The organism is Halorubrum alkaliphilum (assembly GCF_017873815.1).
Lineage (GTDB): Archaea > Halobacteriota > Halobacteria > Halobacteriales > Haloferacaceae > Halorubrum > Halorubrum alkaliphilum.
The window spans coordinates 1-18,742 of record NZ_JAGGKQ010000037.1 but is presented as its reverse complement, the minus strand read 5'-3'; the positions used below and the strand labels follow the sequence as shown (position 1 = coordinate 18,742).

The 18,742-nt window shown below is 65.0% G+C and carries 19 protein-coding genes; 5 read left to right on the top strand and 14 right to left on the bottom strand.

The features are described from left to right. Window positions 1-657 precede the first annotated feature (657 nt). From J2751_RS14675 to J2751_RS14660, 4 genes are all read right to left on the bottom strand, one after another. Complete coding sequence (locus tag J2751_RS14675; RefSeq protein WP_209487124.1) at window positions 658-1,671, bottom strand: aldo/keto reductase; 1,014 nt, start codon at window positions 1,669-1,671, stop codon at window positions 658-660. A gap of 102 nt (window positions 1,672-1,773) precedes the next feature. After that, entirely contained in the window at window positions 1,774-2,769 is a 996-nt protein-coding gene (locus J2751_RS14670; RefSeq protein WP_209487123.1) for a metal ABC transporter permease, read from the bottom strand. 1 nt (window position 2,770) lies between these two features. Beyond that, window positions 2,771-3,601 (bottom strand): metal ABC transporter ATP-binding protein, encoded by an 831-nt coding sequence (locus J2751_RS14665; RefSeq protein WP_209487121.1) that lies wholly within the window; start codon window positions 3,599-3,601, stop codon window positions 2,771-2,773. 101 nt (window positions 3,602-3,702) lie between these two features. Next, window positions 3,703-4,713 (bottom strand): metal ABC transporter substrate-binding protein, encoded by a 1,011-nt coding sequence (locus J2751_RS14660; RefSeq protein ID WP_209487119.1) that lies wholly within the window; start codon window positions 4,711-4,713, stop codon window positions 3,703-3,705. Between the two features lie 161 nt (window positions 4,714-4,874). Between J2751_RS14660 and J2751_RS14655 the strand changes: the two genes are divergently transcribed. Beyond that, the gene (locus J2751_RS14655; protein WP_209487116.1) at window positions 4,875-5,480 is read left to right on the top strand and encodes a class I SAM-dependent methyltransferase; all 606 of its coding nucleotides are present in this window, start codon (window positions 4,875-4,877) and stop codon (window positions 5,478-5,480) included. A 57-nt stretch (window positions 5,481-5,537) separates the two neighbouring features. Here the strand turns inward: J2751_RS14655 and J2751_RS14650 are convergent, their stop codons facing one another. From J2751_RS14650 to J2751_RS14640, 3 genes are all read right to left on the bottom strand, one after another. Beyond that, entirely contained in the window at window positions 5,538-6,287 is a 750-nt protein-coding gene (locus J2751_RS14650; RefSeq protein WP_209487114.1) for a G protein-coupled receptor family protein, read from the bottom strand. Then, window positions 6,284-7,894, bottom strand: a complete 1,611-nt coding sequence (locus tag J2751_RS14645) for a methyl-accepting chemotaxis protein (protein WP_209487112.1) — start codon at window positions 7,892-7,894, stop codon at window positions 6,284-6,286. The genes J2751_RS14650 and J2751_RS14645 overlap by 4 nt, the downstream gene beginning before the upstream one ends. 94 nt (window positions 7,895-7,988) lie before the next feature. Then, window positions 7,989-8,450, bottom strand: coding sequence for a hypothetical protein (locus J2751_RS14640; protein ID WP_209487110.1), 462 nt, complete (start codon window positions 8,448-8,450; stop codon window positions 7,989-7,991). A gap of 76 nt (window positions 8,451-8,526) precedes the next feature. On the opposite strand from J2751_RS14640, the gene J2751_RS14635 reads away from it, so the two are divergent. From J2751_RS14635 to J2751_RS14625, 3 genes are all read left to right on the top strand, one after another. Beyond that, the gene (locus J2751_RS14635) at window positions 8,527-9,633 is read left to right on the top strand and encodes an ABC transporter ATP-binding protein (protein ID WP_209487108.1); all 1,107 of its coding nucleotides are present in this window, start codon (window positions 8,527-8,529) and stop codon (window positions 9,631-9,633) included. Window positions 9,634-9,665: 32 nt separating this feature from the next. Next, complete coding sequence (locus J2751_RS14630) at window positions 9,666-10,475, top strand: ABC transporter permease (protein ID WP_209487125.1); 810 nt, start codon at window positions 9,666-9,668, stop codon at window positions 10,473-10,475. 722 nt (window positions 10,476-11,197) lie between these two features. Further along, window positions 11,198-12,049, top strand: coding sequence for a BspA family leucine-rich repeat surface protein (locus J2751_RS14625; protein ID WP_209487106.1), 852 nt, complete (start codon window positions 11,198-11,200; stop codon window positions 12,047-12,049). Between the two features lie 186 nt (window positions 12,050-12,235). On the opposite strand, the gene J2751_RS14620 is transcribed toward J2751_RS14625, so the two are convergent. The 7 genes from J2751_RS14620 to J2751_RS14590 form a co-directional block, all read right to left on the bottom strand. Further along, on the bottom strand, window positions 12,236-12,685 hold the full coding sequence (locus J2751_RS14620) for an acyl-CoA thioesterase (RefSeq protein ID WP_209487104.1): 450 nt from the start codon (window positions 12,683-12,685) through the stop codon (window positions 12,236-12,238). Between the two features lie 100 nt (window positions 12,686-12,785). Next, window positions 12,786-13,121: a hypothetical protein gene (locus tag J2751_RS14615; RefSeq protein WP_209487102.1), complete on the bottom strand. Its 336-nt coding sequence runs from the start codon at window positions 13,119-13,121 to the stop codon at window positions 12,786-12,788. Next, window positions 13,118-13,435 carry a MarR family transcriptional regulator gene (locus J2751_RS14610; protein WP_209487099.1) on the bottom strand — a complete coding sequence of 106 codons (318 nt, stop codon included), beginning with the start codon at window positions 13,433-13,435 and terminating at the stop codon, window positions 13,118-13,120. The genes J2751_RS14615 and J2751_RS14610 overlap by 4 nt, the downstream gene beginning before the upstream one ends. Before the next feature lie 146 nt (window positions 13,436-13,581). After that, on the bottom strand, window positions 13,582-14,097 hold the full coding sequence (locus J2751_RS14605) for a copper resistance protein CopD (protein WP_209487097.1): 516 nt from the start codon (window positions 14,095-14,097) through the stop codon (window positions 13,582-13,584). 91 nt (window positions 14,098-14,188) lie between these two features. Then, entirely contained in the window at window positions 14,189-14,395 is a 207-nt protein-coding gene (locus J2751_RS14600) for a hypothetical protein (RefSeq protein WP_209487095.1), read from the bottom strand. A gap of 55 nt (window positions 14,396-14,450) precedes the next feature. After that, a complete protein-coding gene (locus J2751_RS14595) occupies window positions 14,451-15,836 on the bottom strand; it encodes a cryptochrome/photolyase family protein (protein ID WP_209487093.1) in 1,386 nt (461 codons plus the stop codon). 77 nt (window positions 15,837-15,913) lie between these two features. After that, on the bottom strand, window positions 15,914-16,114 hold the full coding sequence (locus J2751_RS14590; protein ID WP_209487092.1) for a hypothetical protein: 201 nt from the start codon (window positions 16,112-16,114) through the stop codon (window positions 15,914-15,916). Between the two features lie 348 nt (window positions 16,115-16,462). Between J2751_RS14590 and J2751_RS14585 the strand changes: the two genes are divergently transcribed. Beyond that, entirely contained in the window at window positions 16,463-18,211 is a 1,749-nt protein-coding gene (locus tag J2751_RS14585) for an ATPase, T2SS/T4P/T4SS family (protein WP_209487091.1), read from the top strand. The last annotated feature ends 531 nt before the right edge of the window (window positions 18,212-18,742 follow it).

The following is an 18,742-nucleotide window of genomic DNA, read 5'->3' as shown; positions in this document are numbered from 1 at the left end:
TCCGCGACTCCCCAGCGACACAGTAATTCAGCAGTAGTGAACGATCTATGAGACTGCTACGAAATCGTCTCGACATGGAACTGCTATCCAACTACCTCGGGAGTGGGTATATCGATATAGATGATCGGTTGTTTATAGGTCGGGTGTGGGTGTTGCTGTCGGCTGTTTATAAGTCGTTGCTGGCGGATCGACGGCAGACACCTCCAAAGCCCCAGTCGTGAGGGCGCCGCACGCTCGCTGCGCTCCTCAGTCGCTCGTTTCAGTCGCTCCTTGCGGTGCTTGCGTCGCCTGCGGCGCCCTCACGACTGCCCCTTTGAGTCCCACCCCGCCCCGCAACCACAACCGCACCTCAGGCCTCCCCAACCTCGCCGGAACGGCGCTTACAAGCGCCGTTCCGGGCTCCCTCGCACCGGCGGTGAGCGCCGCGGCGCGGCGCTCACCGGGGCGCGCCGATAGCACCGCTCGTTTATAAGTGGTCGCCGCTGCCGCTCATACCATTTTAAATACGATCTCGTCGACGGCGATCTGATATACCCACTCCCGGTGTCGCTCACGGCGGTCCGGTGCCGGACAGGGGCTGGCGGTTCGAACTTCGGGAACGCCACCGGAGTCCGCCGCCCGTACCGAACTGTCGGCCGTAGCCGACGAGCCGATTACTTATAAGCCGTCGTAGGGGCCGAGTTTCGCGGCGGTGAGTCGGTCGACCTGTTCGTCGGAAAGATCGATCGCCGCACTCGCGAGGTTTTCCGTAAGCTGGTCGACGGTTCGCGCGCCGACGATGGGGGCGGTGACGCCGTCGCGGTGGGAGAGCCACGCGAGCGCGACCTGTGCGGGCGAGGCGTCCACTTCGTCGGCGACCGCGTCAAGTTCGTCGTGGAGGTCGAAGTTCTCCTCGGTGAGATACCCCTCTTGGAACCGACTCGACTCCGCTGCCTTCGACTCCTCGGGCAGGTCCTCGTCGCGGTCGTACTTTCCGGTCAGGAACCCCTGCCCGAGCGGGCTCCACGGACAGACGGCCAGCTCCTGCTGGCGCGCAAACTCGAGATAGTCCCCTTCGATCTCGCGGTCGACGAGGTTGTACCGCGGCTGAAGCACGGTGAACGGCTCCCAGCCCTCCGCCTTTGCGATCTCGTTGGCGCGGGCGACCTTCCACGCGTTGGGGCGCATCGTCGACGCGCCAAGGTAGTGGACCGTGCCGTCCTCGACGAGCCCGTTGAGCGTCTTCATCAGCTCGCGGGCCGGCGTCTCGTCGTCCCACCGGTGGATGTAGAGGACGTCGACGTAGTCGGTGTCGAGTCGGTCTAAGAGCGTATCAAGGCGGTGGCGGATGTTCTTCCGGTTCGTGCCGCGGCTGTTCGGGTCGCCCTCGCGGGTCTGCCAGTAGATCTTCGAGGCGATCGTGTAGCGCTCACGCTCACGATCGTCGAGCCAGTCGCCGATCCAGCGTTCACAGTCGCCGCCGCCGTACACGTCGGCGGTGTCGATGTATCGCCCACCGGCCTCGGCGTAGGCGTCGAGCAGTTCGCCCGCGCGCTCCTCGCCGATCTCCACGTTGCCGGCCTCGGTCACGCGACCGAACCGCCACGTGCCGAACTGGAGTTCGCTCGTTCGAAGACCCGTTCGTCCGAGCGACACGGTGTCGAGGTCAATATCGTCGAGTGTGGGCGCCATCGTACTCGCGTTCGGACCGTCAGGTCAAAAGCGTGGAGAAAGCGGATGCCATCGGTTCACGTGATCGGCCGATTTCGGGGGATCCCCGGCAGCGCTCTCTCGTCACCGCCCGAGGACCGTTCCGACGAGAAGCGCCAGCAGGTAGACCGCGATAGCGACGAGGATGATCGTCGCACCGGTCGCGATGTTCAGGGCGTACGAGACGAGGATACCGCCCAGCACCGCGACCTGACCGAAGACGACCGACAACACGAGCCCCCCGTTGAAGCTTCCTGTCACCTGCATTGCGGCGGCGACGGGAATGACGAGCATTCCGGCGACGAGGATCGCGCCGAGCACCTGCATCGCCGCGACGACGACGAGGGCGGTCAACACGATCAGCAAGGTGTCGTAGAACCAGACGTCGATCCGAGCGAGCCGCGCCGCCTCGCGGTCGAACGTGATAAAGAGGAGCTGTTTGTGCGTGGCGGCGACGACCCCGGCGACGACGAGCGTCAGCCCGACCATCAGTTGGACGTTCCGGAAGGGGACGAAGAGGATGTCACCGAACAGGTAGCTCTCGACGGTCGCGCTGAACACGACGCCGTACGAGATGACCGCGATCCCGACCGCGAATCCGCCGGTGAGCATGATCGCAATGGGAATGTCGGCGTAGCCGTCGGTGTTGACCGCGATCCACTGCATTCCCAGTGCGGCGATCGCGGCCGCGACGAGCGCGAACAAGAGCGGGTAGTCGAGCCCCGGCACCGCCGCGCCGATGAACAGCCCGATCGCCACCCCGCCGAACGCGGTGTGTGCGAGCGCCTCGCCGATGAGCGCCATCTGTCGGTTGACGAGGTACGCCCCGACGACCGGAGCGGTGATGCCGATCAGGATCCCCGCGGTGAACCCGCGTTGGAGGAACCCGCTACAGACCAGCCACACGTCGGCGGTCGAGCACGTCGCCCCCCAGAACGCGTCGTACAGCGGCGGGAAGACCCACACGATGAACGACATGATCGCAAGCCCGGCCGGAACGCCGACCCCGGCGACGATCCCGGCCCGCCTAGCGAAGCTCTGCGGCGGGAAGGTCTCCGCGAGTCGGTCGCGCGTCGCCATCTCAGTTACCCCCGACCGGCGCGTCGGCGTCCTCGACGATCGGGTCCGCGTCCCCGGCCGACGCGTCGGTGGTCCCACCCAGCGCGTCCCCGCCCAGTGCGTCGGCGCGGACGGCACGCGCGGAGCCGAACACGCGCTCCAACGCGTCGCTTTCAAGGAACGGGCGCGTCTCGTCGTGTGCGTACAGCTCCCCGTCGAGACACGCCATCGTGGTCGCGTGTTCGGCCAGCAGTCCGACGTCGTGTTCGATGAGGACGATTGTGATCCCCTCGTCGTTGAGCTCGTCGAGCAGGCGGTAGAAGCGCTCGACCGAGTCGGCGTCGACGCCGACGGTGGGTTCATCGAGCGCGAGCAGATCCGCCTCGCTCGCGAGCGCCCGAGCGATGTACGCCCGCTGTTTCTGGCCGCCCGAGAGCCGGTTTATGCGTCGGTCCGCGAGGTCGGTGATGCCGGTCCTATCGAGCGCCTCGTCGACCGCGCGTCGGTCCTCGTCGCTGAGCCGCCGGATCCCGGCGTGCGCGTACCGCCCCATCCGGACCACCTCCCGCACGGTGACGGGCATGGTCGCGTCGGCCTCGCTCGACTGCTGGGAGACGTACCCGAGCCGGGTGCCGTCGGTGAACGACCGTGCCGGCGTGCCGAACAGTCGAACCGATCCCGAGTCGGGGGTTTTGAGCCCGAGCAGTATCTTCAGGAGCGTCGTCTTCCCCGACCCGTTGGGACCCACCAGTCCGAGAAACTCGCTCTCCTCGACGGTCAGGGAGACGCCGCTCAACACGGGGGTGTCCCCGTACGCGAACCGGACGTTCTCCGCGTCGATCGCCGGGGTCATTCGATACCGTTGGTGTCAATGAGCACTCGTTTCGGAGTCATATGTTTTCGGTCTCCGCTCCGGGTGGTCCGCCCGAATCCGTTCGGTCCGCCCGAATCCGTTCACTCCGCCCTGAGCGCCGTTTCTATCGACGGGAGGTTGATCTCGCGGAAGTGGTCGACGTACCCCCAGTCGGACTCCATCACGAGATCGCCGCCGATCGGCGGCGTGCCGTCGATCTGGGTCTCGATCGGCGACAGCGGGAGGACGGTCGTCTCCGTCTCGTCCGCCAGCGACTCCGCCAGCTGTCCCGGCTCGCCCACGTCGTAGAGGACGTGGCCGATCCCGAAGTCCTGAATGAGCTCCTCGATCTCCTGTACGTCGCCCGGCGACGCGGCGTCGTCGGGGGAGGTCCCGACCGGCGAGTAGATGTCGAGGTCGTACCGCCGGTTCCACCACTGGAAGGAGTCGTGGGTGCCGACGACGAGTTCGTTCAGCTCCGCGCGCTCGACGATCGCCTCGAAGTCCTCGTGGAGTTCCTGTAGCTCCTGATTGAACTCCGCGGCGTTCTCGGTGTACGCCTCGGCGTTGTCGGGATCGATCTCAGCGAGCCCGTCGGCGACGTTGTCAACGCCGGTCTGACACTCGATCGGGTCCATCCACCAGTGTTCGTCGTTGTCCTCTGCGGGGCTGTCGAAGAAGTCGATCCCCGCGGAGGCCTCGATGACGACGGTGTCATCGTCGTCGGCCAGCTGGTCGGCGGCGTTGTCCTGCCAACTGGAGAAGTCGCGGAGGTAGACGAAGCCGTCGGCACTTTCGAGGTCCCCGACCGTCCCCGGTTCGGGGTTCCAGTCGTGGCCGTGTTCGCCGACCGGAACCAGGTCGATCGCGTCGATGTGGTCGTCGGCGACCTGTCGGACGAAGTCCCACACCGCCGGCATCGTCGCGAAGACGGTCGGTCGGTCGTCCTCACCTCCGCCGCGCCCGTTCCCGCCGTCGCCCCCGTTCCGCTCGTCGGTCGCCTGCGGGTCCTCCCCGAGACACCCCGCGAGACCGAACGCGACCCCGGCGGTGCCCGCGAGTGCGGCCCGTCTCGACAGTACGTCACTACCAGCTCCGTCGTTGGTCTTCATTACTGACAACTCAGTCACGACGTACAAATATATGTTGCGATACAAATAATATTTTTAGACTAGTCTAATCCACGGCAGGCACCGAGAGAGACGGCGGTGCGAGCGGGTTCCGTCGTCACTGGGGTCCGAGACCTCATATCCACGCGACCCGTCCGTCGGGTATGGACCGAAACGACGTGCGGCGAGCGTGGGACGCGGTCGCGGAGACGTACGCGTCGCGGCGGGACCCGGACGGGTCGGACGCCGCCCTCATCGACGACCTGCTCGACGAGCTCCCGTCGGATCCCGCCGTCCTCGACGTAGGGTGTGGCGACGGCGCGCGGACGCTCGCGAACCTCCCGCCCGGAAGCGTCGGGCTCGACGTCTCCCGGCGCGGACTCGAACTCGCGACGAGCGAGGTCCCCGACGCCCGGCTCGTACAGGGTGACCTCTCGACGCTCCCGTTCGCGGCCGACGCCTTCGACGCGATCACGGCGTATCACGCGGTGTTTCACGTCGGTCGCGACCGCCACCCGACGGTATACGAGGAGTTTGCTCGAGCGCTTCGCCCCGGCGGTCGCCTGCTCATGACGCTGCCCGGCGGCCGATTCGAGACGGTTCGACGAGGGTGGATGGGCGGCCGGATGTTCTTTTCCACACCGGGACGCGACCGAACGCTCGACCAACTCCGGGAGGCCGGATTCGGAGAGATCCGGACTGCCACCGCGACGGACCCGCTCGGGAGCAGCACGGAGTTCGTCCGTGCGACGCGGTCGAGCGATCGCTGAACTCGTCGCTCCGACGGCGTCATCACCGCCATCCGAAGAGAAGGACGTAGGCCGGACTCAGTCGCCCGCCATCGACGGATCGCCGCCCGTCGTGCCCGCAGTGGCAGTTCCGCCGTCGGGACCGTCACCCCTACCGTCGGCGTCATCGTCGCCGACCAGGGTCTCGGCGTTCGCGATCACGAAGGCCGCGAAGCCGACCCGGAGCAGGAAGTCGATGTACTCCAGCGTGACGTTCCCCGTGAACGGGTCGAACGCGCCGAACAGCTGGAACATCGCCCACACGATCAGGATCCCGAAGACGAACAGCACGAGGTTCCGTGTCTTCCGGTAGAACAACGCTCGCTTGGGGGATTGGCGTGCCGCGGCGGCCGCCACCGGACCGAAGTAGAGCCAGAGCAGCACGACGTAGCCGACGAGGATCCCTCCGGTGCCGGCCAGTCCGAGAGCACCGTCGAACAGGTCAGCGAGGTCGTAGCCGACCCGCATGACGAGGACTGTCGCGACCACGAGGCCGACGTACCGTCGACTCGCGCCGGCGACGAACGCGGCGAAGCCGAACAGTAGCGGGTAGGTCGCGTAGTCCCCGATCAGTTGCGGGATCTCGATCTCGCCCGCGCCGATTGGAACGACGCCGATACCGGCACCGCGGAGTCCGACCGCCACCGCCGCCAGCGCCACGACGGCGACGAACGGATAGCAGTACCGCCGTGCCGGCGGGGACCGACGGCGAACGGCCGCCAACAGAACCGCCGCCCATCCGACGTACAACACGGCCGAGACCAGCCGAACGGTCGCCGACTCGATCATCGGCGGTCACCCCCGCCACCGTCGGTCGCGGCGAGCGGACTCGCGGCGGGATCGGTCCCGCCTACTGCCGTGCCGTCGTGATCCGTTCCCTCTCCCGCGCCGTCCGTCCGCGTCTCGAACTCCGCAAGCCGGCGTTCGAGCGTTCGAGTCCGCTCGGAGAGCGACGCCGCAGTCTCCCGGACCTCCTCCATCGTCGCCGCGGTTTCGTCGGCGGTCGCCGCGAGTGACCGCGCCCGGTCGGCCGCCTCCTCCGCGCTCTCGTGGACCGCGTCGACCGTCGCTGCGACCGTCTCGATGCCCTTCGCCCCCTCGTCGGTCGCCTGCGCGATGTCCGCCATGGCGACGTCGATGTCCTCCACGGTCTCCGTGAGCCGCGCTATCGTGTCGCCCGCCTCGTCGGCGGCGGCGGTCGTCTCGTCTATCTCCGCCATCGCCTCGTCGGTCTCCGCGGCTACGGCGGAGACCTCCTCCATCACCTCCCGGATGGTCGCGTCGATCTCGTCGGTCGACTCGCGGGTCTCCTCGGCGAGCGATTTCACCTCGTCGGCGACGACGGCAAACCCGTCGCCGTCGCCGCCGGCCCGCGACGCCTCGATGGAAGCGTTGAGCGCGAGGATGTTCGTCTGCTCGGCGATCCCGGCGATGATGTCGGTCGTGTCGGCGACCCCGTCCATCCGGTCGTCGAGCCCGTCGACGAGCGCCTGGAGCTCCTCCAGCAAGTCGGCGATCTCGAGGATCGACTCGACCGCCGCCGTGGCGTGGCGATCGCCGGTCTCGCCGAGCTCGGCCGCGGCCGACGCATCCCCGGCGACATCGTCGGTCGTCGAGGCTATCTCCTCGATCATGGCCGAGAAGTCGTCGGTCTCGTCGGCGGCGGTGCGGAGCCGATCGGTCTGGTCGTCTATCGCGTCCGCGAGCTCCCGCATCTCCGTCGCGACGGACTCGTTCATCTCGCCGACCTCGTCCGCGCGCTCGGCCATCTCGTCGCTCGTCGACTCCACGTCGGCGGCGAACGCGTGGAGGTCGTCGAGCGTCGTCGACAGATCGACCGCCATCTCGTTGTACGCGCCCGCGATGCGCTCTATCGCGTCGACGTCGGCGTCCTCCGGCAGCCGCGTCGTGAAGTCCCCGTCCGCGGCACGCTCCATCGCGCCGCCGATCCCCTCGGCGTGGTCGAGGAGGTCCTCCGTGAGCGCTTCGGCCTCCGCACGAGCCTCCTCGGCGTCCGCCCGTGCGCGTTCAGAGTCCGCGATCGCATCCCGAAGCGAGCAGCGCATCTCGTCGATCGCGCCGAAGAGCCGACCGATCTCGTCCGGGCGACCGGAGTCCGCGGTCGCCTCGAAGTCTCCGTCGCGGATCGCCTCCGCGAGCGCGGTGAGCCGACGCAGGTCCACGGCGACGTTCCCGACGAGCACGATCCCGAGCAGTCCGAGGTTGAGCGTCACGACGATCGCCGTCGCCGTCAGCGCCGCAACCCCCGCGTCCGCCGTCTCGACGGCCGCGACGTGCGCGCCGAACAGCGCAATAAAGCCGAGCGTCGTCGCGAGCGTACCGAGCACGACGACGCCGACTCGTCGACCGTAATGGTTCGTGATCCGTTCGAGCATTTATAACGAATCCCGCTCGTTACGTCCGCTATTTAATCGTATCCGTCGGATTACCAACGATGATAACTCGACTGGCGACGGCGGTCGGGATCGCCTACGACTCCGGACGCTGCGCCAGTGCCGACAGCGTCGACGCCGCACGGAGGTCATCGACCGAGCAGTACCACGCCCCACGAACCCCGTTTGCGTCGTTCTCGACCGGTTCGGAAAGCGGAATGAGGGGGGCGAGTTCGAAAACGACGGCGACCCGCTCCGTCGAGAAGGGGTCGATGAGCGCCTCCCAGTCGTGCTCGTCCATCGGGCCGGCCTCCCCGCGAACCTGCTCCGTCCGGTCCGTCACCCGGGCGTAGTGGGTGACGGCCGAGACCGGCACCGTCCGGTAGAACGCTATGTACTCGAACGGCTCGCGCGTTCGATCGTACGAGCGGGGACTCGGATAGATCCCGTCGCGACATCGCTCGAAGGTGTCCGGGCGGGTCGCGACGACACAGACGCGGGCGTCACCCGGCGCGTCGCAGTCGTCCGGTGCGTCGGCCGAGAAACGATCGAGGTCCATGCGACCGGTACGTGTGGCCCGGACAAACCGTCTGCGTCCGCGGGCCGTTTATGTCCGTTCGCCACCTCGTCCGACTATGTCGGAACCTCCCTCCGCTTCCGCCGTCGACTCTCCAACGACCACGGACTCCGCGGCCGCTACGGAGCCGGACCGAGACTCGTCGACGGACACCGCCGCGGAACGACCGATCGACGGTCCCCCGGCGCTCGTCGTCGACGGCGTCTCGAAACGCTTCGGCAGCGGCGAGGGCTCCGTGCTCGCGGTCGACGACGTGAGTCTGACCGTCGAGCGCGGGTCGATCGTCGGCCTCCTCGGCCCGAACGGCGCGGGCAAGACGACGCTGATCAAGTGCGCGCTCGGGGTCGTCCTCCCTGACACCGGCTCGGTTCGGGTGTTCGGAGTCGACATCGGCGGCAGCGGTCACCGAGCGGCATACGCGAACGTCGACGCGATGTTGGAGGGCGCGAGAAACGACTACTGGCGACTCACCGTCCGTGAGAACCTCAGATACTTCGCGACGATCCGCGGCATCGACCCGGACTCCGTCGCCGACCGGCACGACCGACTTCTGGAGCGACTCGAGTTGGTCGACAAGGCCGACACTGCCGTCCGCGACCTCTCCCGGGGGATGAAACAGAAGGTGTCGCTGGCGAGCGTCCTCGCGGGCGGGGCGGAACTGGTCTTCCTCGACGAGCCGACCCTCGGACTCGATGTCGAGAGCTCCCGTACCCTCCGGCGTGAACTCCGTCGGCTCGCCGTCGAGGAGGGACTCACCATCGTCGTCAGCAGCCACGACATGGCCGTCATCGAGGACGTCTGTGACCGAGTCGTGATGATGGCGGACGGACGGATCGTCGCCGACGACACCGTCTCGGCGTTGCTGTCGGGTGCCGACCGCGACGCGGTCAGGGTCACGAGCCCCGACATCGACGACGACGTGCTCGCGGCGCTCCGCGACCGGTTCGAGGTGCGATCCGTCGCCGTCGAGGGTGATCGAACGTCCGTCGAGGTCGCGGCCGCCGGCGACGACCTCTACGCGCTGATGGACGCGCTTCGGGCCGCCGGCGTCACCATCGGTGACGTGCGGACCGTCCAACCCGACCTAGAGGAGGTGTTCGTCGACGTCACCGGAATGGAGGTCGACGTGAGTCAGGGAGTCGACGACGGAGGCCGATCGTCGTGAGTCGGGAGGTCGAAGCGGGCGGAGAGGTCGACGTGAAGCGAGAACTCGACTCCGCGGAGGAGCCTCGGCCCGCCACGTATTACCACCTCGCGCGAGCCGTGCTGTACCGCGAGTACCTGATCTTCGTGCGCTATCCGGCCAACGCGATCGGGGGGATCGTCGTCTCGCTGTTCTTCTTCGGCGTGCTGTTCTACGGCGGACAGCTGCTGGCCGGACAGGCGCTCGCCGACTCGCTTGAAGGGATCATCGCCGGCTACTTCCTGTGGACGCTGTCGGTCGGCGCGTACTCCTCGGTGTCGAACGACATCGGCAGCGAGGTCCAGTGGGGGACGCTGGAACGGCACGTCACCACCCCGTTTGGCTTCGCGCCGGTTGCCCTTTTGAAGGGGGTCGCAAAGGTGGTCAGGACGTTCCTGACGAGCGCGGTCGTGCTCGCCGTCATGCTCCTGCTGACCGGGACGCGGCTCAGCCTCGACCCGATCACGGTCGTCTCGGTCGCGGGGCTCGCGATCGTCTCGGTGCTCGGACTCGGGTTCGCGGCCGGCGGCGTGACGGTGTTGTACAAGCGGATCGGGAACTGGCTCAACCTGCTCCAGTTCGGCTTTATCGTCCTCATCTCCGCGCCGGTGTTCGAACTGCCGTGGACCCGCTTTCTGCCGTTGGCACACGGCAGCGCGCTGCTCCAGCGCGCCATGGTCGACGGCGTGCGACTGTGGGAGTTCGGGCCCGCCGACCTCGCGCTGCTCGTCGGCGTCGCCGTCGGCTACCTCCTCGGTGGCTACCTCGTGTTCCACTACGCGACGCGGCGCGCCCGTCGACTGGGCGTGCTCGGCGACTACTGAGTCGAAGACGCCGCGGTCAGTCGGGTCTCACACCGCGAGCGTCAGGCCGTGCCGAGGAAGACGACACCATCTGTTTATAAGCGATCGAAGCGGTGGCGCGCCTCCGAGCGGCCGCTTATAAGCGGCCGCGAGGAGCCCGCGAGGTCGTCGGGCGTCGCCCGACTGCCAGAGAATCTTCGATTCTCGCTGGAGCCCGCGGCTGCTTTATAAGCAGCCGCGGCGAGGCTGGGGAGGCGTGAGGGCGGTTGCGGTCCCGCGAGCGAAGCGAGCGGGAGCAAGGAAGTCGCAACCCGGGCAGCGAACGAAGTGAGCGAGCAGGACCGTCTTCCGGAGGTGCGGGGTGGGACTCAAAGGGGCAGCCTGCTCCGGGAAGACGGGTGACGCAAGCACTGGAGCGGCGAGCGCCGCGAGCCCGCTCCAGCGCGCAGCGAACCCCTCGACCGGAGCAGGCTGGGGCTTTGGAGATGTTCGTTACCGATCCACCAGTAACCACTTATAAGCGAGCCCTTCGACCGGAGCAGGCTGGGGCTTTGGAGGTGTTCACCGCCGACCCAGCAGCAACGACTTATAAACGAACGAATCTATTGAAACCCTCAAACAATGATAGGTTTCGGGTATCATGCGAGATACAGAGAGTGAAGTCAGCATAGACCCTTGCCGAATTTTGTCAAACAACCGTCAGGGTCGATAGTTTCTTTGAAATATCCGCATGTTATTTTATCATGGATAGACGAAAGTTCTTGCTAATTGGCGCAAGTACAACGACAGCAGCTATTGCCGGATGTGCCGATGAAGAAGATGGACCAGAACAAGACGCATCTGTAGTGTTGCCTACAGACAGTAGTGGGTTGTTTGATCTTGGGGAGCTTCAGGAACACGATTTCGAGGACAGCTCATTCACTCAGGCGGATGTTGGAACGGATGTGGGAGAATTTGACTTGGAAAATGCGGACGCAAGTGCTGTCGAAAATATGAGCAGGATGTTTTTTGATGCCGAGTCGTTTAATCAGGATATTGGCAATTGGGATACCAGTAACGTTCAAAATATGGACCGGATGTTCGCTTTTGCTGAGTCATTTAATCAGGATATTGGAGACTGGAATACCAGTAATGTCGAAGATATGAATCGGATGTTCTGGGGAGCCGAGTCGTTCAATCGGGATATTGGTGACTGGGACACCAGTAACGTCGAAGATATGAATCAGATGTTCCGGGGAGCCGAGTCGTTCAATCAGGATATTGGCGACTGGGACACCAGTAACGTCGAAGATATGAATTGGATGTTCCGGGGAGCCGAGTCGTTCAATCAGGATATTGGCGACTGGGATACCAGTAATGTAGAAGATATGAGCCGGATGTTCTCTGGTGCTATGTCGTTTAATCAGGGTATTGGCGACTGGAACACCAGTAATGTAGAAGATATGAGCTTGATGTTCCAGGAAGCCGAGTCGTTCAATCAGGATATCAGTACGTGGTGCGTTGAGCAGATCGCTGACAAGCCGCCTAACTTTGATTTCGATGCAGGATTTGACAATAATGAAGCAAACCAACCAAACTGGGGTGAACCGTGCTGAATAAGCGCTCTCTATTCAGCACCGACTTCGTATCGTTTATAAAAGATTTCAACAGAGCCAAACGAACCTCTCGGCCGAAGCAGGCTGGGCTTCGAAAACCGGTACCGCGCTAGCAACGACTTATAAACGAGTGACTGAGAGGCTGATGGGTGTATCACTAATGCGCCCTCCCACCGTACGTTCCTGTTACCGCTCCGCGTCGGGTTCCGCCGCGAGCGCCTCGTCGCGAAGTTCGCGACAGCGGTCACCTGTAACCGCCAGCTCCGGCACCGGGGTCGGCGTCCCGTCCGCGTCAACGGCGACGAAGACGAAAAAGGACTCTGTGGTCAGCTCCCGGTTGCCCGTCCGCGGCGACTCTCGGTACGCCCGGATCCGCGTCCGGAGGCTCGTTCGACCCACCGCGTAGACGTACGATTCGATGATACAGGTGTCTCCCTGTGGCACCGGCCGTTTGAAGTCCAATTCGTTGATCTTGGCGGTAACACACGTCTCGCCGGCGGCGCGCATCGCCGACATCGCGCCGATCTCGTCCATCCACTTGACGATGTTTCCTCCGTGGGCAGACTCGTAGTTGTTCGTGTGAGTCGGCTGAACGCGCTGGCGGTTCTCGATGTACGTGTCGCTGACGCTCGGCATACCCTGTTGACGGTCGGCCGCGACAAAGGCTCGTCGGCGGCAGGCCGAGTCGCCGTTGTTTCAGTTGGTCCTGTTGAAACGCTCTAACAGTCTGGGTCCACTACTCAACACCGAGATATCCGGCAGCATCCCCTGCGATTTTGGTGACTGTTTCCTCGTCGAGACGACCTTCCTCCTCCTGAATATCGGTGTGACGGATCGAGACGATCGTCCACGGATTCACGTAGCTTTCACGAGGGAGACTACCGGAAACGAAATCATCGTCTCCGAGCGGGATCGCGACAGCCCGCCGCGTCGTCGTAACCGCTGCGTACAGCGCTTCTTCTTCGGAAAATGGATGAGAATCATCGGTCAGACACACGTACGGACGGTAGTTGTGCTCGGCGAGAAGGTCAGGTCCCTTCACCACCGTCCCGCGAGTGTAGATGGCACTCATTCCTCGCCGTAGTAATCGTCCGTCGTCGAAGCGGAACTCGCCGCGTGCTGTGTAGCATACGAGGCGAGGCGATCATCCTCTGCGATGGCCCAGTACCGTCCACGATGACGCACGAGGTCCCGCGTCTCGAGTCGCGAGAGGACGGCGCCGACACTCCCCCGCTTGATCCCAGTTCTCTCATGGATTTCCGTCTGCGTGAATGCCTCATCGCTGTGTTCTGCGAGGAACTGAAGGATACGGTGAGGTTGTGTACCCTGTGTTATATCGAGAGCGTCTTCCGGCCCGTCTTCGAACCGATCGATGCTAATTGGCATGTGTAATAGTCCGTAATAGATCGCAATAACTGTTGGGGGACAACTCAGAGTATTCACGCCTCTCAGCGAACGCTACGCTCGTGTGAACTCACCCCGGGGTCAAGCCCCGGGGCAGTCGCCTTGACCGCCTGTACATTCGATACGATTCACAACGGAACGCCACCCGCCAGCAACGCAGCATCGACGAGCAACAGGACCGCACACCCGCCGCTTGCGAGAAGGTAGGGCCGACCCGCTGTTGCCAAGCGTTCCGTCGAAATCGACTCGGGAACCACCTCGAACGGGAACCCCTCTGCCATGTACGTCCCCCAGCCGAGGTCGGGGTCGATCTCGCGTCGCATCCGCAACACGCCCATCTCGATGAGGCCGTTCATGATCCCCCACAGCGAGAGCATCGCGAGAACGAGCCACCCGCGCGTCGTCGTCGTCAGCAGTTCCAGCGGGGTATATAAATCCCAGATCATGTACGCGCCGGTTAGCGGAAGCACAACCCCGGTCCAGCGGGTGATGAGCAACAGCCGATGTGCGCCGTCGACGAACGTCGCCGGCCGCATCGTTCCGTCGGTCGCCCGCGGCAGGACCGCGTAGACGACGTACAGCGTCGCACCGGTCCACAGCGCGGCGGAGAGCACGTGTAACACGAACGAAGCGGTAAGCAGCACGGCCGGAAGATGGGTCGGCGTGTATATAAAGCCGGACCACCTCGTCGAAATACTCAGCGGTTGATAGCTTCACATCGACGATGCCGACCGGTCAGTGCTGCCGCGGGTCGTCGCTGACGCCCCACAGCACCCGATATGCGAGGTAGCCGAACAGTACGGCGAAGGCGAACAGCGCGACTGTCTCCGCGAACCAGACCAGCGCCCGAAGGAAGCGGCTCAGGGTTCGGAGGAGGATCATGCCACCGAAGAGTGCGGCGACGACGGCGAGTCCACCGAGTGCGGCACGGACGCGTTCCATACCCCGAATCGGTCCGTCCTCGATTATAAAGATGCGCTCGCCGGGACTGGCTAGGCTATCGCTTCCCGAGCGCCTCCTCGAAGACGCGTTGTGCTCGGTCGTACCCCTCGTTGCGGTCGACAATTGGGTGTGCGTAGTCGGGGGCGAGCTCTTCGCGTTCACGACGCGAGAGCGTCGGCCAGTCGACTACCTTCCCGGCGGGCACGTCGCGCAGTTCCGGAACGTACGTCGTCACGAACCGGGCATTCTCGTCGTACTTCGACATCTGGCTCACAGGGTCGAAGATCCGCACGTCGACGGAGTCGGTGCCCGTCGAGGCGGTCCACTGCCACGCACCGTGGTTCGAGGCGTAGTCGTGGTCGATCAGCTGCTTCGTGAAATACCGTGCGCCCCTGCGCCAGTCGATCAGGAGGTGTTTTGTGAGGAAGCTCGCGACGACCTGCCGCGGGCGGTTGTGGATGTACCCCTCCTGATTCAGCTGGCGCATCCCGGCATCGACGAGCGGATAGCCGGTCTCGCCGCGCGTCCACGCCTCGAAGTCGGCGTCGGCCTCACGCCACGCGATCTCGTTCGGGAACGATTTGTAGTTCGAGACGGCGAGGTCGGGGTTGTAGTAGAGCAGATGGTACATCTGCTCGCGCCACGACAGTTCGTACCGGTACTTGTCGACGTTCTTCCGCGCCCGGCCGGTCGCTGACTCGTACGCGTCGCCTGCGTCCGCCCACACCTCCCGGATCCCGATCGCGCCGGTCGCGAGATACGGGGACATGCGGGAGACCGCGTGTGTCGGGGCGTCGACCGCAGCCGCGAGGTCGTCGCGAGTGTCGTTGTACGTGTTGATTCCGTTCGCGAGAAAGTCGTCGAACCGGTCGCGAGCCCCCGCGTATCCGGCCGGCGGCAACTCGACATCGACATCCGGTTCGGGTACCGTCTTCGGATCGGACACGTCGGCGAGCGCGTCGGCGTCCGGTTCGGCGTACGGTCCCCGCTTCGGGACCGTCTCCCAGTCGTCGTGAAACCGACTGTGGTTCTCATATGTCGACGCCAGCCGGCCGGGATCGACCAACACGCGGTCCGTGCGGGCGTCGGTCTCGACGCCGATTCCGGCGAGCGCGTCCGTGACCTCGCGCTGTCGGTTCCGTCGAGCGGGGCGGTACCCCTCATTATAAAAGACGGTCTCAGCGTCGTACTCCGTTGCGAGATCCACGAGGATCTCGTCGGGGTCGCCCGCCCGGACGACGAGGTCGCTGCCGAGCTCTCGATACCGCCGTTTCAGTGCCGCGACGTGCCGGAAGAGGAACGCGCGTTGACGCGCGCCCATCGTGCCGAACAGGTCCGTGTCGTAGACGAAGACGGGGACGACCGTTCCCTCGCGTGCGGCCGCCGCGAGCCCGGCGTTGTCGCGAACTCGCGGGTCCGATCGATGCCAGAACAGGAACATACGATCGACTGGGGCCTCGAACGGTAGTACGTGCTCCCCACCCAGTCAGGTATGAACGGCGACCGCTCGCTTCACCGTCAACGGGTATAAGCGACGACGGCGGGCGTGCCAGAGACACCCGTTGTGACCGTGCCGCCGAACGCCACGCCGGTGGCGATGAGTGCGATGAGCGCGGCGAGGGCGACGATCAACACGGTCAGTCCGAGGACGTGTACGGGGTCGATCGCGAGTCCGTCGTCCGCTTCGGACCTGCGCTCGACCGTGTGTTCCGGATCCATTCGTGTTCCCCCGTGTATCGTCGGCTACGATCCCGTGCCACCTAGTATTGGTCCGCCTGAAGAAGCGAAAGGACCCCGGAGCCCGTTTCAGGGTCGCCCTGAATCGTCGTGTATCCATGGCTCGGTACCGGTATTTCGGGCCGGAACCGGAGGCCGAATCGGACCGTCGTATCGAGCGGCCCTCGTGGCGAACCACGGTCGCAGCTCCGTACTCACGTCGTGACCGCTTTCCACGCGAGGCGTACGTCCGTATTTCACAGCGTTTCAGAGTCCTGAAACAACCCGCTGAGAGAAGAAACGAACACTTATATTCGATCGTCCGACTTCGGTCGAGCGAACGAGACAGCCGTGACGACCGGACCAATCCTGCGGATCGGCGGGAGCGCGGACGACACCGATTCCGCGGTTCCCGCCCCGATCCCGCCCGACGACCCCGAAGCCTGGTACGCGCCCGACGTCCGCGCACAGTATGAGTCAGCGCCGGGCGTCGTCGCGACGATCCGCGAGCGTGACGGCGGGCGGTTCGGCTACGACGTGCGTGAGCCCCCACTGTCACCCGCCGACGAGCGTGCGCTGGAAACGGTGCGGGACCACTTCGCCGCGGTCAACCACCGTCGCCCCCTCACCAGATCGGGCGCGGTCGAACGCGCGGAGGCGGGCTTCGAGCCGAAGTACGTCCGCGTGCTCGACCGGCTCCTCGATACGACCGCGGCCGCCCGGCGGCGAGTGGACTACCACGCCCTGTGTGCGATCCGACTGCTCGGCGACCGGACGGCGATCGCGCTCGACGAGCGGATCGCGGTCGCCGATGTCGGCGACGACCGCGAGCTGATCGTCCACACGGACGCGTTCGCGCCGCTCGAGACCGGCATCGACGCCGACGCGGAGTACGTCGAACGGGTCGCCGGCGAGCGACTCGCCCGGTACCCGATTGAGTTCGCCGGCTTCTCGATCGACGTCGTGGTCTATCGGGAGCGACTACTCGGTTCCGACGCGTTCGAGACGAAGTACGCGGTGCTCGAACCCGACCTGCTCCCCGGCGACGACGAACTGATCCGCGAGTGTGAACGCCGGATCTGGGAGACGCCCGTTGACCGACTCGTCGAGGACCGAACCGCGTTCGTCGCCGAACACGCTAGACGGTACCTCTCTCGACGGGTGACCGCCGGCGACGCCCGCGACCTCGTCGCGTCCGGAGTCGACCGCGTCCGTCGCCTGCTCGCGGACCGCGGGGTCGTATCGCCCGCGGCCGAGCCGACCTACGACGGCGACCGAATCGACGACCTGGTGTACTACGTGCTTCGTGACTTCGTCGGAGAGGGGCCGCTTACGGTCCCAATCCGTGACCCACATCTCGAGGACGTCGAGGCCAACCGTGTCGACGAGCGGGTGAAAGTCGTTCCCCGACCTGCGGTGCTCTCCGGGGCGGACGACGAGGGGTCAGACGATACAGTGGCGAGTAGCGGGATCGACCCGCTCGCGGGTGGCGGGCGGATCCCCACGAACCTCGCGTTCGCGGACGAGACCCGCTTCGTCGACGTCGTCACGCGGCTGGCGGCCCGCGACGGCGTCGAGTTAAACGCCTCCACACCCTCCGCGAAGGTGAACCTCGACATCGACGGGGTCCCGGAAACCGTCCGGTGTGCGGTGGCGCTGCCGGTCATCTCCGAGGACGGTCCCCACGTCTCGATCCGCAAGCAGGCCGCGAACGCGATGACGCCGGTCGACCTCGTCAACAGGGGTACGCTGTCGACCGAGCTCGTCACCCTGCTGTGGCTGCTGTACGAACACCACGGCGTCGTGCTGTTCGCGGGGCCGACCGGAGCGGGCAAGACGACGCTGATGAACGCCCACATGCCCTTCATCCCCTTCGACGACCGCCCGGTGTCCATCGACGAGGGGTCCCGCGAGGTGCGGCTTCCCCACGAGACCGGAGTGGCGCTCACTACCCGCGACCACGAGAACGCGTACAAGGCGGTCAGCATGGCGACGCTGATGACCGAGGCGAACTACCTCAATCCGGACGTGGAGGTGATAGCGGAGATCAACACCCCCGCCAGCTTCGAGACGTTCGCGGAGAGTATCAACACCGGCTAAAGCGTTGGGATGTTAGTACATCTTACCAGAGAAAGGCCCGTACACGGCTGCGTTCAATTCACGGGAGGATAAAAGACGGCGGTTCGGCACCGATTCATCAAATGTAGTCGGTGTAGTCGGGGGGACCCCCCAACCTTCTTTTCTACAATATACTACTGCCTAAGCCGGTTCTACTCTTTCACAATCACGAGTTTCACTTCTTCCCCGGCTACACCGACTACACCCCAAGGATACTGGTAGTTGGGTAGCCTTAGACCCTTGAATAACCGTAGTCGGGGGTTGAGGAGTGTAGTCGGTCGGCGAGCGGGATCGGGCTCCGGCTCGTGTTGTACACGCGTGCTATGTTCAGTACGGAGTTCTTGTCAGGTTTGAAGGATTTCAACAGAGCCATCCTCAGTCGATCACATCGACAGCCGCGTAATCTTGTCTGATGGCAGTGAACCAGATCGAACTGGTCGTGGAGCGTCTCCGAAGCGCTGGTGAGCATGGTCTTCGGAGTGGAGCGTCGCTGTCGGCGGCGGACCGCCGCCG

Excerpts from the sequence above, each read along its gene's own strand:
- J2751_RS14620 (WP_209487104.1), bottom strand. The coding sequence starts at position 12,685 with ATGCCGAGCGTCAGCGACACGTACATCGAGAACCGCCAGCGCGTTCAG.
- J2751_RS14645 (WP_209487112.1), bottom strand. The coding sequence starts at position 7,894 with ATGCTCGAACGGATCACGAACCATTACGGTCGACGAGTCGGCGTCGTC.
- J2751_RS14660 (WP_209487119.1), bottom strand. The coding sequence starts at position 4,713 with ATGAAGACCAACGACGGAGCTGGTAGTGACGTACTGTCGAGACGGGCC.
- J2751_RS14600 (WP_209487095.1), bottom strand. The coding sequence starts at position 14,395 with ATGGAACGCGTCCGTGCCGCACTCGGTGGACTCGCCGTCGTCGCCGCA.
- J2751_RS14615 (WP_209487102.1), bottom strand. The coding sequence starts at position 13,121 with ATGAGTGCCATCTACACTCGCGGGACGGTGGTGAAGGGACCTGACCTT.
- J2751_RS14650 (WP_209487114.1), bottom strand. The coding sequence starts at position 6,287 with ATGATCGAGTCGGCGACCGTTCGGCTGGTCTCGGCCGTGTTGTACGTC.
- J2751_RS14595 (WP_209487093.1), bottom strand. The coding sequence starts at position 15,836 with ATGTTCCTGTTCTGGCATCGATCGGACCCGCGAGTTCGCGACAACGCC.
- J2751_RS14625 (WP_209487106.1), top strand. The coding sequence starts at position 11,198 with ATGGATAGACGAAAGTTCTTGCTAATTGGCGCAAGTACAACGACAGCA.
- J2751_RS14675 (WP_209487124.1), bottom strand. The coding sequence starts at position 1,671 with ATGGCGCCCACACTCGACGATATTGACCTCGACACCGTGTCGCTCGGA.
- J2751_RS14635 (WP_209487108.1), top strand. The coding sequence starts at position 8,527 with ATGTCGGAACCTCCCTCCGCTTCCGCCGTCGACTCTCCAACGACCACG.
- J2751_RS14590 (WP_209487092.1), bottom strand. The coding sequence starts at position 16,114 with ATGGATCCGGAACACACGGTCGAGCGCAGGTCCGAAGCGGACGACGGA.
- J2751_RS14665 (WP_209487121.1), bottom strand. The coding sequence starts at position 3,601 with ATGACCCCGGCGATCGACGCGGAGAACGTCCGGTTCGCGTACGGGGAC.
- J2751_RS14670 (WP_209487123.1), bottom strand. The coding sequence starts at position 2,769 with ATGGCGACGCGCGACCGACTCGCGGAGACCTTCCCGCCGCAGAGCTTC.
- J2751_RS14640 (WP_209487110.1), bottom strand. The coding sequence starts at position 8,450 with ATGGACCTCGATCGTTTCTCGGCCGACGCACCGGACGACTGCGACGCG.
- J2751_RS14655 (WP_209487116.1), top strand. The coding sequence starts at position 4,875 with ATGGACCGAAACGACGTGCGGCGAGCGTGGGACGCGGTCGCGGAGACG.
- J2751_RS14610 (WP_209487099.1), bottom strand. The coding sequence starts at position 13,435 with ATGCCAATTAGCATCGATCGGTTCGAAGACGGGCCGGAAGACGCTCTC.